This window comes from Burkholderia sp. WAC0059 (assembly GCF_002870125.1).
Classification (GTDB): Bacteria; Pseudomonadota; Gammaproteobacteria; order Burkholderiales; family Burkholderiaceae; genus Paraburkholderia.
The window spans coordinates 18,643-31,554 of the sequence record NZ_PNEO01000021.1 but is presented as its reverse complement, the minus strand read 5'-3'; the positions used below and the strand labels follow the sequence as shown (position 1 = coordinate 31,554).

Genomic DNA, 12,912 nt, shown 5'->3' with positions numbered 1-12,912 from the left:
TTCTCCTCATCGCCGCAAGCCAAAAGCCAGAACAATGCAAGCTACCGGCACCCATGCACGATCCCGCACTTTCCTGACCGACAATGGCGACCACGACCGCAACACCGCAGGCAGAAGAGCAGCAGCCCGAAAAGCCGGGCCGGGCTAAACTCAAGCGCATCCTCCTGATCGTGCTGATCGCGCTCGTCGCGGCCGCCGCCGCCGCGGGCGCGACCTGGTTCACGGTGGCGCGCCACTTCGGGCTGTCGCTGCTGACGGCCAAACACGAAGTGCCCAAGCCGCCGCCGCCGGTGTTCTTCCCGCTCGACCCGATGACGGTGAACCTGCAACCCGACGACGGCGGCGACACGCACTATCTGCGCATCGGTCTCACGCTGAAGGTGGATAGCGAAGCCACGCGCCAGCGCCTCGCCGACCAGATGCCCGAGATCCGCAGCCGTCTGCTGCTCGCGCTGTCGAACAAGCGTCCGGAAGACCTCGAACCGCTCGAAGGCAAACGCGAGCTCGCGAAGGAGCTCGCCGTGCTGATCGCGAAGCCGACCGAACCCGGCGAGCCGCCCGCACACGTCGAAGACGTGCTGTTCACCGATTTCGTCGTGCAGTAAAGCGAGCTTCATCATGACAATGGGTCACAACGAGTTCATGTCCCAGGAGGAGGTCGACGCCCTCCTGAAGGGCGTGACCGGGGATGCCGAGCAGGACGCGGGACAGTCCGCCGAGCAGCGGGGCGTGCGCCCCTACAACATCGCGACCCAGGAGCGTATCGTCCGGGGCCGGATGCCGGGCCTCGAAATCATCAACGAGCGTTTCGCGCGGCTCATGCGCGTGGGCATCTTCAACTTCATGCGGCGCTCGGCCGAGATCTCGATGAGCCCGGTGCGCGTGCAGAAGTACAGCGAGTTCACGCGCAACCTGCCGATCCCGACCAACCTGAACCTCGTGCACGCCAAGCCGCTGCGCGGCACGGCGCTGTTCGTGTTCGACCCGAACCTCGTGTTCTTCGTGGTCGACAACCTGTTCGGCGGCGACGGGCGCTTTCACACGCGCGTCGAGGGCCGCGACTTCACGCAGACCGAGCACCGCATCATCAGCAAGCTGCTGAACCTCGTGTTCGAGCATTACGCGAGCGCCTGGAAGAGCGTGAAGCCGCTGCAGTTCGAGTTCGTGCGCTCGGAAATGCACACGCAGTTCGCCAACGTCGCGACGCCCAACGAAATCGTCATCGTCACGCAGTTCTCGATCGAGTTCGGCGCGATCGGCGGCACGCTGCACATCTGCATGCCGTACTCGATGATCGAGCCGATCCGCGACGTGCTCTCCTCGCCGATCCAGGGCGAGGCGCTCGACGTGGACAGCCGCTGGGTGCGCGTGCTCTCCAAGCAGGTGCAGGCGGCCGAGGTGGAGCTCACGGCCGACCTCACGCAGATCCGCGGCACCATCGAGCAGATTCTCAACATGCGCGCGGGGGACGTGCTGCCGATCGACATTCCCGAGCACATCGTCGCCAAGGTGGACGGCGTGCCGATCATGGAGTGCGGCTACGGAATATTCAATGGTCAATACGCGTTGCGGGTCCAGAAAATGATCAGCGCAGCGGACACGATGAAGGAAAACGATTATGAGTGACGTCAACGCCACGCCGGCCGCCGAACCCGCACAGGGGGCAGGCGACGCGGGGACCGCCGCCGCGACCGAGACCGACGACTGGGCGAGCGCGCTCGCCGAGCAGAACGGCAACGAGACGCCCGAGACCGCCACGAGCGCCGGCGTGTTCCAGCCGCTCTCGAAAACCGACGCGGTCGCGACGCGCAACGACATCGACATGATTCTGGACATTCCGGTCCAGATGACGGTCGAGCTCGGACGCACCAAGATCGCGATCCGCAACCTGCTCCAGCTCGCGCAGGGCTCGGTCGTCGAGCTCGACGGGCTCGCCGGCGAGCCGATGGACGTGCTCGTGAACGGCTGGCTCATCGCGCAGGGCGAAGTCGTGGTCGTCAACGACAAGTTCGGCATTCGTCTCACCGACATCATCACGCCGTCCGAACGGATCAGGAAGCTGAATCGATGAAGTCCCGCCCGGCGCGCGCGGCCAGGCTGATGCTGCGCGCCGCGCCCGTTCTCGCTCTCGCGGCGCCGCTCGCCGCCCGCGCCGCCGACCTGCAGGCCGTCAACCGGGCGGTGCGCTCGGCCTCGGACGTCGCGGTCGGCAGCGCCGTGCCCGCGCTCGGCGTCGGCGCCGTGATGCAGACGATCTTCGGCCTCGCCATCGTGCTCGGCCTCGTGTTCGGCTGCGCCTGGCTCGCGCGCCGGCTCGGCCTGCAGCCGGCGCAGCGCGGCGGCCTCGTGAGAACGATCGGCGGCGCCTCGCTCGGCGGCAAGGAACGCGTGGCCGTCGTCGAGGTCGGCGACACCTGGCTCGTGCTCGGCGCGGCGCCGGGCAACGTCCGGCTGCTTCACACCATGCCGGCCGGCGAATTGCCGGGCGGCGCCGGCACGCCGTCCTCGCCGGACAGCCGGACGGACGGAGCCGGCAGCTTCGCGCGGCGCTTTCGCGACGCGCTCGGCAGCGAGGCGCGCAGGCGGCTGGGCCGCCGCGAAGGCGGAGAGCAGTAGATGCGGATGCGGGGCGAAGTTCTAGTCGCGGCGCAAGGCGCCGCAGGCCGCGACGCAGCGGCGGCTCCGGAGGCGCGCGCAAGGCGCCGCCTGCTGGCCCGGGCGGCGCTTTCGCTGGCCGTTTCGGCGCCGCTCCTGTGGGCGCTCGTCGCGGCCGTGCTGATGTTCGCGCTGCCGCGCTGCGCGCACGCGCAGGTAGCGGGCCTGCCCGCCCTCAACGCGAGCCCGGGCCCCAACGGCAGCACCACGTACACGCTGAGCATCCAGACCATGCTGGTGCTCACGATGCTGTCGTTCCTGCCGGCGATGATCCTGATGATGACGAGCTTCACGCGCATCATCATCGTGCTCTCGCTGCTGCGCCAGGCCATCGGCACGACGACGACGCCGCCCAACCAGGTGCTCGTCGGCATGGCGCTCTTTCTCACGCTGTTCGTCATGTCGCCGGTGCTGAACCGCGCCTACAACGACGGCTACAAGCCGTTCGCGGCCGGCACGCTGCCGATGGACGAGGCGGTGCAGCGCGGCGTCGCGCCGTTCAAGACGTTCATGCTGCGCCAGACCCGCGAGTCGGACCTCGCGCTCTTCGCGCGCATCTCGCACGCGGCGCCGATGCAGGGCCCCGAGGACGTGCCGCTCTCGCTGCTCGTGCCCGCGTTCGTCACGAGCGAGATGAAGACAGGCTTCCAGATCGGCTTCACGATCTTCATACCGTTTCTCATCATCGACATCGTCGTGGCGAGCGTGCTGATGTCGATGGGGATGATGATGGTCTCGCCGACCACCATCTCGCTGCCGTTCAAGCTGATGCTGTTCGTGCTCGTGGACGGCTGGCAGTTGCTGATCGGCTCGCTCGCGCAGAGCTTCAGCTAAAAGCGGCGCCGCACGAGGAGCTCCCGCCATGACGCCCGAATACGTAATGACGCTCGCCCACGAGGCCATGTACGTGACGCTGCTGCTCGCGGCGCCGCTCCTCCTCGTCTCGCTCGTGGTCGGCCTGATCGTGAGCCTCTTCCAGGCGGCCACGCAGATCAACGAAGCCACGCTGTCGTTCATCCCGAAGGCCATCGCCATCGCGGTGACGCTCGTGCTCATCGGGCCGTGGATGCTCACGACGATCCTCGACTACATGCGCCACGTGTTCACGAACATTCCGTCCGTGGCGAACAGCGGCTAGGCGCGCGCCCGGCCCGCACGACACGCCCCGCACGACCCACACCGCACGCGCCCTCCCGCCATGTTCTCGGTCACCTACGCGCAGCTCAACATGTGGCTCACCGCGTTCCTGTGGCCGTTCACGCGCATCCTCGCGTTCATCGCCGCGGCTCCCGTCACGGGCAGCACGTCGTTCCCGACGATGGCGAAAATCGGCCTCGCGGCCTTCATGACGCTGATCGTCGCGCCGACCATCGGCCCGCTGCCCCCCGCGACGGTGTTCTCCGCGCAGGGCATCTGGATCCTCGCCAACCAGTTTCTCGTCGGCGTGGCACTCGGCTTCTCGATGCAGGTGGTGTTCGGCGCCATCACGGGCGCCGGCGAGCTGATGGGCCTCGGCATGGGGATCGGCTTCGCCACCTTCTTCGACCCGCAGTCCGACGCCACCACGCCGGCGCTGTCCACGTTCCTCAGCACCATCGCGACGCTCGCGTTTCTCTCGCTCGACGGCCACCTCCAGATCATCAGCGCGCTCGTCGCCTCGTTCCAGTCGGTGCCGGTGACGGCCAACCTGCTCGCCGCGCCCGGCTGGCAAATGCTGGCGAACTGGGGCGCGGCCGTGCTCCTGTACGGGCTGCTCATCTCGCTGCCCGTCGTCATCTCGGTGCTGATCGCCAACCTCGCGCTCGGCATCCTGAACCGCGCCGCGCCGCAGATCGGCATTTTCCAGGTCGGCTTCGCGCTGACGCTGCTCGTCGGCATGCTGCTGATCCAGATGATGATCCCGAACCTGATTCCGCTCTTCGCGCAAATCTTCAACACGAGCGTCGACGAGATGGGGCGCATCGCCGCCGCCCTGCGGTAACAACGGCAGCCGCGCGGCGCACAAACCCAAAGCTCCCGGCGCGGCCTGCCGCGCGCGGGAGCTTTTTTCGTTCGCGTTCGGGCGCGAGGGCGGCGTGCCGCTCGCGGGCCCGATCGGGACGGATCAGGGATTGATGTACTGGAAGAGCGAGAGGCTCGACGTCTCGGCGAAGGTTTTCTGCGAGGCCGTCAGCGCGGTCTCCACCTGCTCGTACTCGCTGATCGTCGAAGTCAGGTTGGTGTTCACGAGGCCCGACAGGTTCGTCTGCGTCTGCGTCGACGTCGACGAGGTCAGCGTCTGCGTCGCCTCCACCTGGTCCTCGCGTCCGCCGACCGATGCCTGGATCGTCGAGACGTTGGTGAGCTCGTTGCTGATCTGGGTCGTCGCCGTCGCGATCACGTTCGTGAGGTTCGCCGCCGCGGCGTCGTTGCCCGAGACGGGACTCTGCAGCGCCGCGATGACGGCGTCCATCGCCGCGAAGACGTCGGTGCCGGTGCCGTTGCCGGCCGTGGAAAGATTCGCCGACTGCACGCTGAACGCGTCGCCCGAGGCGGGCGTGCCCGAGATCGTCACCGACATGCCGCTGCCGAGCGTGATGGGCTGGCCGGCCGTGTAGGTCTGGGCGGTCGAGAGCTGCGTGGGCGGCGTGGTCGACTCGTCCGTGACGCCGTAGGTGAGCGTGCCCGTCGTGTCCGAAAACGTGATGCTGTAGTTGGCGTCGTTCGGCACGGCGGCCGGATTCGAAACCGTCACGGCGCCGATGGTGCCGGTGCCAGTGTTGGCCGACGAGCCCGAGGCCACGGGCGTGGCGCCGGCGGACACGGCCATGAACACGTTCGAGCCGGGGTCGGTCACCGCGATCTGCGTCGTGTCGCTGATCTGCATGGTGCGCTCGCCCTCGTCGCCCGAGTAGGTGACGCCGACGCCGCTCGCCGAATTCGTGAACGGCTGCGTGTTGGCGTCGTAACCGGCGAACAGGTAGCTGCCGGTGCCGTCGGTCGTGTTGGCGAGCGAGAGCAACTGGTTGCGCACGCCTTCGAGCTGCTGGGCGAGCGCCGCGCGGTCGGTGTCGTTGAGCGTGCCGCTGTTCGCCGACTCGAGCAGCGAATTGAAGCTCTGCAGCTCGGTCGTCACGCTGCCGAGCGTCGAATCCTCGAGCTGCAGCGACGTGAGCGCGTCGGTCTGGTTCGTCGAGTATTGCGACAGCGTCGAGTAGGTCGCGCTCAACTGCACGGCCTGCGCGGCGGCGACCGGATTGGACGCCGGCGTGGTGAGGGCCTGGCCGCTCGAGATCTCGTCTTCGAGCTGGGCCAGTTGCGCCTCCTGGTTGTTCATCGTCTGGACGGTGGACGTGTAAATCTCGGACGTGGCGATACGCATCGTTCGATCCCTCTTACTGGAAGATGCCGATCAGCGTCTGGAACAGCGATTCCGCCGTCTGGATGACCTTGCTGTTGGCCTGGTAAAGCTGCTGGTACTGCAGCAGGTTCGTCGCTTCCTCGTCGAGGTTCACGCCCGAGACCGACTGCTGCGAAGTCGTCAACTGGCTCACGAGCGAGGCCGACGAGGTGCTGGTCGCCTCGAGGTCGCTCGTGCTGTTGCCCACCGAATTCACGTAATTCGAGTAGGCGTCGGTCAGCGTGTTGCCGCCGAGGGTCGTGCTCGAGGCGAGGTCGGCCATGGCGAGCGCGTTGCTGCCGTCGCTCGTGCCGCCCGCGTTCGAGGCGACCGTGAACTCGTCGCCGCCGGCCGGCGTGCCGGTCAGCGTGAAGGTCACGCCCGTGAGCGAGCCCGCCGCCGTGTCCGTGATCGTGATGGTCGCGCCCGTGGACGGGTCGTAGGCGACGGGCGGCGTGGACGAGCCGTTGGCCCCGATCGTGTAGGTCGTCGGCGTGCTCGAGCCCGGCGTCGTCACCGTCACGGTCGAGCCGGCCGGGAAGCCCGCGAGCGAGCCGGAACCGCCCGAGGTCGTCGGCGCCGTGTAGGTCAGCGTGGTGGCCGTCGACGGAATGTCGTAGCCGGCGCTCACCGAGACGTCGGAAATCTCGCCGCTACCCGTGTTCGAGCTCGACGCCGAGACGAGCACGGGGGAAGCAGCCGCGATCGCGCTCGGGTCGGTCGTCGTGACCGAGAAGTTGTCGAGCGCGCCGCTCGTCGGCAGGATCGTGAACGAGTCGCCCGCGTTCATCGTGCCCGTGAGCGTGACGTCGAGGCCGGCCGCGGCCGCCGCCGTCGACGCGTTCGTCGAGCTCGAGACCACCTGGTTCGTGGTCGTGTCGGTCAGCGTGTAGTCGGTGCCGTTGTACGAGAGCGCATAGTTGTCCGTGGGCGGCGAGGACGCGTTCGACAGCGTGACGGCGAGCGAGGCGTCGCCGGTGTTGTTCGCGTTCGCGTAGACGGTCGGCGAGCCGACCGAGAAGAGCGCGGCGCCGGCCGCGCCCGTGAGCGTGAGGCCGAGCTCGTTCTGCGAGTTGATCTGCGAGGCGAAGCTCGTCGCGATGGCGCCGAGCTGAGCCTCGGCCGGGTCCAGGATCGTGCTGCGGAACGACAGCAGGCCGCCCACCGTGCCGCCCGTGATCGCCGAGCTGGAGAGCTGCGTCGGCGTCGAGTCGGGTTCGTTGGCCGCGCCGTCGTAGGCCACCACGTCCTCGTTCGGGTTGGCCGACGAGGGGACGGTAGAGAGCGAAAAGCTCTGCGAGCCGACCACGAGCGGCTGCCCGTTGCTGAGGAAAAGGCTGTAGCCGTCGCTGTTCTGCACGACCTGCACGCCCACGAGCTGCGAGAGCGCGGAGACGTCCTGGTCGCGCTCGTCGAGAAGCTGGTTCGGCGCCTGGCCCTGCGTGCTCGCTTCGGAGATCTGCGTGTTTAGCTGCGCGATCTGCCCCGTATACGTGTTGATCTGGTTGACCGCGTCCGAGAGCTGCGTGTTGATGCCCGAGCGCATCTCGTCGTACTGCTCGCCGGCCGAGTTGATTTCGTCGGCGAGCGTCTGCGCGTCGCCGAGGGCGCTCTGGCGCGACGAGTCTTCCGACGGGTCGTCCGCCACGTCCTGCAGGCCGGTGAACACCGACGAAATCGCCGAGGCGATGCCGCTGCTCGGGCTGCCGACGAGGTTGCTCAACTGCTCGGCCATCTGGTAGGACGTGCTCGCCGCGTTGTTCTGCGACTGCGCGTTGTTCAGCGACGTCGTCAGGAACTGGCTGTAGGCCCGCTGGATGGTGGTCGTGTCGACGCCGTTGCCGATGTAGCCCGACTCGCTGTACTGGCCGCTCGCCTCGGCATAGACGGGCGATTCGACGTCGTAGCCCGGCGTCGTCGAGTTGCTGATGTTGTTGCCGGTCGTCGAAATGCCAAGCTGAGCCGCTTCGAGGCCGCTCAAGCCGATCGCGTATAAGTCGCCCATGCGTCCGTCATCCTGTGTGGCGGCCTGCGCATCGGGCGGCCGCGTTGGTGAACAGTCCGTATAACGGCAGCGCGGCGCCAAAATTGAGCGCCGCAGCGCCGACGGCAACCGGCCGCGCCCGCCGCGGAACCGGCGGGAGGACTGCGGAAAGCGTAAGACTTCAGCCGCGCACGAGCGAGCGGCGCTTCATTTCGAGCTGGGTGATGTAGCGCTGCAGCGTGTTTTCCGTCGTGCCCGGCAGCGACTCGAAGCGAAAACCGAGGTGATAGCGGCGCGTGCCATTGGGCAGATCGACGAAGCGCTTGCCGACGAGCCCGAGCTCCACGTTCAGCGTGCCGTGCGAGCGCAGGTCCAGGTCGACGTCCGGAATGCGCGTGCCCATCTCCAGATCGGCCGCGCGCTCGTCCGTCGTGCGCAGCCCGAGGCCGCCGAGCGAGAGGTCGTTCACCTCCCAGCGGAAGCCCGTGCCGTCGGGCAGAGCGCCCGCGCACAGGCACGGCTCGAGCACCGGCGTATCGACCCGGAAATACTCGCGCCGCTGCACGTAATAGAGCACTTCGGGAAACGCCGCCTCGAACGCGCTGCGCCCGTCGAAGCGGGTTTCGCGCGGCGTACCCGTGCTGAATTCGACCCGCACGCCCTCGGGCGACGCGAGGAAGTGGCACGCTTCCGCCCGCAGCACGGCCTCGTTCTGCACCGGCACCGAACCCCAGTCGAACACGAACGTCTGCTGTCGCACGTCGACGTCGAGAATCCGGGTGGCCAACTGGCCGCCGCGGTAATGCAGCGTAATGAAGTCGCCCCGGTTGAGCAGATTGCGCAACTGCACCCCGACCTCGAGGGGATTGCGCCGGCCGAAATCGGGTTGGCTCCCTTCGTCGTCTTCCCCCGGCTCGCTTGTCGACTGATCGGTATCCATGGCTGTGCTGGAATTCGTGGACCTGCCAGCCCCCGCCGGCGGCGCCGGCGAACGCGGACTGGGCGGGGCGGCGCGAACCGCTCCTCCACCTGTTATCAGGAATAGCGGCAGACGGTAGCAGAAGTTTAGGGCCCGGCGCAAATAATCCCGCCAGTCCGCAACCGCGCGGACCGGCGGGCCAAACGCCCTGCGGAGAAAAGGGTCGGTTCCGTGGCGACGACAACGTTTTCGTGTGTCGCACGGGGCACCGTCAGGCCATCTGCTGCATGATCGACATCAGCTTGCGCGCGTAGTGCGGATCGGTCGCGTAGCCGGCGCGCTGCATGCCCTGCGCGAAACCCTCGGGGCTGTGCGAGGAGTTAAGCACCTCGGCGTAGCGCGGGTTGCCCTTGAGCATGTTCGCGTAGTCGGTCATCGCGTCCTCGTACGAGTCGTAGGCGCGGAAGCGCTCGACCACGTGGCGCGGCTGGCCGTTCACGTACTCGGTCGTGACGGTGGAGACGGTCTTGCCCGTCCAGTCCTTCGTCGCCTTGATGCCGAACACGTTGTGGCTCGTCGCGCCGTTCGCCTGACGGATCTCGCTCTTGCCCCAGCCCGATTCGAGCGCGGCCTGGCCGATGATGAAGCGCGCCGGAATGCCCGTCGCCGCGCTCGCCTGGCGGGCGCTCTGCGCGAGCTTGTTGACGAACGCGTCGACCTTCGGCGAGGCGCCGTTGCCGTGCAGCGGCGGCACGAGTTCGCTGTTCGCGCCGTAGCCTTCGCCGCCGCCGCCGAGCGCGCCGTTCGCCGAGGCGTTGCCGTAGGCCCTGCCGAGCGCGTTGAGCATGGCGAGGCTGCCCGACGAGCCGCCGGCGCCGCCGGTCTTGCCGCCCATGTTGAGCGTCAACTGCTTGATCATCGCGTTCGCGACGCCGATGCCTTTCGACGAAAGCGTCTGCGCGAGCTGCTGGTCGAGCATCGAGGTGAACGAGTCGCCGTCGTGCGAGTCGAGCGGGCCGTCGTCGGGCGTCGCCTCGCGCATGCTCTTGAGCATCATGTTCAGGAACACGGTGTCGAACTGGCGCGCGGCCATCTTCACGCCCTGGTCGGGCGAGGCCTTCGCGGCCATGCGCATGGAGTCGAAGCCCTGCACGTCGAGCGCGAAGCGGTTCGACATATCCATGCCGGCATTGATTTCGGAATTGTCCATCCGTTGCGTCCTCAGATGATTTCCAGGTCGGCGTGCAGCGCGCCGGCGGCTTTCATGGCCTGCAGAATCGACATCAGATCGGCCGGCGTCGCGCCGAGCGCGTTCAGCGCCCGCACCACGTCGGCGAGATTCGCGCTCGTGCTGACGAGGTGCAGCGCGCCGTTGCCCTGCTGTAGCTGGATTTGCGACTGGCGCGCCGCGACCGTCTGCCCGTTCGAGAACGCGTTGGGCTGGCTCACCGCCGTCTGCGTGTTGACGACGACCGAGAGGTTGCCGTGCGCGACCGCGCAGCTATCGATCGTCACCATCTCGTTCATCACGATCGAGCCGGTGCGCGCGTTCAGGATCACGCGCGCGGGCGGCTGCGCGGGCGTCACGTTGAGCGCCTCGATCTGCGAGATGAACTGCACCTGCTGCTCGGGGTCCGACGGCGCGCGCAACTGGATCGTGCGGCCGTCGAGCGCCGCCGCGGTGCCGCCGCCGAATTCGTTGTTGACCGCCGCCACGATGCGCTGCGTCGTGCCGTAGTCCATGTCGTTGACCGACATCTCCATCACGCCGCCGGGCATCTCGACGCTCGTGGGCACCGAGCGCTCGACGCTCGCGCCGGCGACGATGCGCCCCGAGTTGAGCTGGTTCACCTGCACGCGGCTGCCGTTCGCGGCGGCGCCCGCGCCGCCGATCGCCACGTTGCCCTGCGCGACCGCATACACCTGGCCGTCGGCGCCCTTGAGCGGCGTGAGCAGCAGCGTGCCGCCGCGCAGGCTGCGCGCGTTGGCAAGCGCGGAGACGGTCACGTCGATCGTCTCGCCGGGGCGCGCGAACGGCGGCAGCTCGGCCGTCACGATCACCGAGGCGACGTTGCGCAACTGCATGTTCGTGAGCGTCTGCTGCGTGGTCGTGGCGTTCGCGCTCGACGTGTTGTTGATCGAGATGCCGAGGTTCGCGAGCATGTTCGCGAGCGTCTGCGTCGTGAACGGCGCCTGCGTGGTCTGGTCGCCCGTGCCGTCGAGCCCGACCACGAGGCCGTAGCCGATGAGCGGGTTGTCGCGCACGCCTTCGAACGAGACGAGATCCTTCACGCGTTCCGCGTGCGCCGCGCCGGAGAAGAGCGTCGCGAAGACGAGCGCGAAGCCGGCGAAAAGCGACGCCGCGCGCGGCCAGGCGCGGATGCCGCGCGGCGCGCGACCGGGGCGGCGGAAAAGGCGGACCGTTACCATGGCGCGATACTCAGGAAGAAGCGTTGCAGCCAGCCCATCGTCTCGGCCTGGTTGATGTAGCCCTTCGCGGAATACTCGATCTTGGCGTCGGCCACGTCGGTCGACAGCACGGAGTTGTCGCCCGCGATGGTGTTCGGGTTGACGACGCCCGAGAACCGGATGAACTCGTTGCCCTGGTTGATCAGCATCTGTTTTTCCCCGCTCACGACGAGGTTGCCGTTGGGCAGCACGTTGACGACGGTGACGGTCAGCACGCCGGTGAACGTGTTCGACGCGTTCGCGCCACCCGTCGCGGCGAACTGGTTCGCGCCCTGTCCCGCGAGGTTCGCCTTGCCGAACAGTCCGCTCAGGAAGCCCGAACTCGGCGTCGAGAAGCTCAGCGAGTCGGTGCGCTGCGTGTTGGCGCCCGACGTCTTGGTCGCGGCGACGTCTTCCGAAATCACGATGGTGAGGATGTCGCCGATGTTGCGCGGGCGCTGGTCCTCGAACAGCGGCCGCCCCGCGTAGCCGGGGTTGAAGATCGCGCCCGGCGACGCGTTCGGCGGCGGGCTCGGCGGCACGGCCGTCATCGGCTGCAGCGTGATCGGCGGCTTCTGGTCCTGATCGAAGGACCCGCAGCCGGCCACCGCCGCGACGAGACCGCACGCCGCCGCGAATCTGAGCGCGCGAATCCGCAAACATGAACGAACGAACTGCACCATCCTTTTCACCGGCTCTTTGACTCGCCCGCCGTCAGATCGACATCTGACTAAGCGTCTGCAGCATCTGGTCGGACGTCGTGACCGCCTTGCTGTTGATTTCGTAGGCGCGCTGGGTCTCGATCATGTTCACGAGCTCCTGCACGACGTTGACGTTCGACGCCTCGACGTAGCCCTGCTGGAGCGTGCCCGCGCCGTTCAGCCCCGGCGTCGTCACGATCGGCGCGCCCGAGGACGCCGTTTCCGACAGCAGGTTCTCGCCGTTGGACTGCAGGCCCGTCGGGTTGATGAACATGGCGAGCTGCAGCGCGCCGATGGTCGTGTTGTTCGCGTTGGCCGGCGTCGTGACCGTCACGGTGCCGTCGCTGCCGACGGTGAGCGAGGTCGCGTTGGCCGGCACGGTGATGGCCGGGATCACCGGGTAGCCGCTCGCCGTGACGAGCTGGCCGTTCTGGTTGGTCGTGAACGAGCCGTCGCGCGTGTACTCGGTCGTGCCGTCGGGCATCTGCACCTGGAAGAAGCCCTGGCCGTTGATCGCGATGTCGGTCGAGTTGCCGGTCTGCTGCAGGTCGCCCTGCGTGAAGATGCGCTCGGTCGCCACCTGCTGCACGCCGGTACCGATCTGGCTGCCCGACGGCAATTCGTTTTCCTGCGTCTCGTTCGCGCCCGGCTGACGAATCGTCTGATAGATCAGATCCTGGAACACCGCGCGCGAGCCCTTGAAGCCGTTGGTGCTCACGTTGGCGAGGTTGTTCGAGATCACGTCCATCTCCGACTGCTCGGCATTCATGCCCGTAGCGGCGATGTAGAGCGAACGGTTCATGGTGAATCCTCTCCTTGATGCGTG

General features: G+C 67.7%; 14 protein-coding genes. 7 read left to right on the top strand and 7 right to left on the bottom strand.

Annotated features, from left to right (window positions below; genetic code table 11):
• The first annotated feature begins 83 nt into the window (after positions 1-83).
• The 7 genes from fliL to fliR are packed head-to-tail and all read left to right on the top strand — an operon-like array spanning position 84 to position 4,636.
• Positions 84-605, top strand: a complete 522-nt coding sequence (gene fliL, locus CY652_RS19615; RefSeq protein WP_102132386.1) for a flagellar basal body-associated protein FliL — start codon at positions 84-86, stop codon at positions 603-605.
• A 19-nt stretch (positions 606-624) separates the two neighbouring features.
• A complete protein-coding gene (gene fliM, locus CY652_RS19610; protein ID WP_102132385.1) occupies positions 625-1,626 on the top strand; it encodes a flagellar motor switch protein FliM in 1,002 nt (333 codons plus the stop codon).
• Positions 1,619-2,071, top strand: coding sequence for a flagellar motor switch protein FliN (gene fliN, locus CY652_RS19605; protein WP_102132384.1), 453 nt, complete (start codon positions 1,619-1,621; stop codon positions 2,069-2,071). The genes fliM and fliN overlap by 8 nt, the downstream gene beginning before the upstream one ends.
• Positions 2,068-2,616 carry a flagellar biosynthetic protein FliO gene (fliO, locus tag CY652_RS19600; protein WP_102132383.1) on the top strand — a complete coding sequence of 183 codons (549 nt, stop codon included), beginning with the start codon at positions 2,068-2,070 and terminating at the stop codon, positions 2,614-2,616. The genes fliN and fliO overlap by 4 nt, the downstream gene beginning before the upstream one ends.
• The gene (gene fliP, locus CY652_RS19595) at positions 2,617-3,489 is read left to right on the top strand and encodes a flagellar type III secretion system pore protein FliP (protein ID WP_374703679.1); all 873 of its coding nucleotides are present in this window, start codon (positions 2,617-2,619) and stop codon (positions 3,487-3,489) included.
• Between the two features lie 28 nt (positions 3,490-3,517).
• Positions 3,518-3,793 (top strand): flagellar biosynthesis protein FliQ, encoded by a 276-nt coding sequence (gene fliQ, locus CY652_RS19590; protein WP_102132382.1) that lies wholly within the window; start codon positions 3,518-3,520, stop codon positions 3,791-3,793.
• Positions 3,794-3,853: 60 nt separating this feature from the next.
• Positions 3,854-4,636 (top strand): flagellar biosynthetic protein FliR, encoded by a 783-nt coding sequence (gene fliR, locus CY652_RS19585; protein ID WP_102132381.1) that lies wholly within the window; start codon positions 3,854-3,856, stop codon positions 4,634-4,636.
• A 123-nt stretch (positions 4,637-4,759) separates the two neighbouring features.
• On the opposite strand, the gene flgL is transcribed toward fliR, so the two are convergent.
• The 7 genes from flgL to flgG form a co-directional block, all read right to left on the bottom strand.
• Positions 4,760-6,016, bottom strand: coding sequence for a flagellar hook-associated protein FlgL (gene flgL, locus CY652_RS19580; protein WP_102132380.1), 1,257 nt, complete (start codon positions 6,014-6,016; stop codon positions 4,760-4,762).
• Between the two features lie 13 nt (positions 6,017-6,029).
• Entirely contained in the window at positions 6,030-8,039 is a 2,010-nt protein-coding gene (gene flgK / locus CY652_RS19575; protein WP_102132379.1) for a flagellar hook-associated protein FlgK, read from the bottom strand.
• 160 nt (positions 8,040-8,199) lie between these two features.
• Complete coding sequence (locus CY652_RS19570; RefSeq protein ID WP_102132378.1) at positions 8,200-8,958, bottom strand: flagellar brake protein; 759 nt, start codon at positions 8,956-8,958, stop codon at positions 8,200-8,202.
• A 250-nt stretch (positions 8,959-9,208) separates the two neighbouring features.
• Complete coding sequence (gene flgJ, locus CY652_RS19565) at positions 9,209-10,147, bottom strand: flagellar assembly peptidoglycan hydrolase FlgJ (RefSeq protein WP_102132377.1); 939 nt, start codon at positions 10,145-10,147, stop codon at positions 9,209-9,211.
• Between the two features lie 11 nt (positions 10,148-10,158).
• Positions 10,159-11,367, bottom strand: a complete 1,209-nt coding sequence (locus CY652_RS19560; protein ID WP_102132376.1) for a flagellar basal body P-ring protein FlgI — start codon at positions 11,365-11,367, stop codon at positions 10,159-10,161.
• The gene (locus CY652_RS19555; protein ID WP_102132375.1) at positions 11,361-12,068 is read right to left on the bottom strand and encodes a flagellar basal body L-ring protein FlgH; all 708 of its coding nucleotides are present in this window, start codon (positions 12,066-12,068) and stop codon (positions 11,361-11,363) included. Before CY652_RS19555 ends, CY652_RS19560 begins: the two co-directional genes overlap by 7 nt.
• A gap of 31 nt (positions 12,069-12,099) precedes the next feature.
• The gene (gene flgG / locus CY652_RS19550; protein ID WP_102132374.1) at positions 12,100-12,888 is read right to left on the bottom strand and encodes a flagellar basal-body rod protein FlgG; all 789 of its coding nucleotides are present in this window, start codon (positions 12,886-12,888) and stop codon (positions 12,100-12,102) included.
• Between the last annotated feature and the right edge of the window lie 24 nt (positions 12,889-12,912).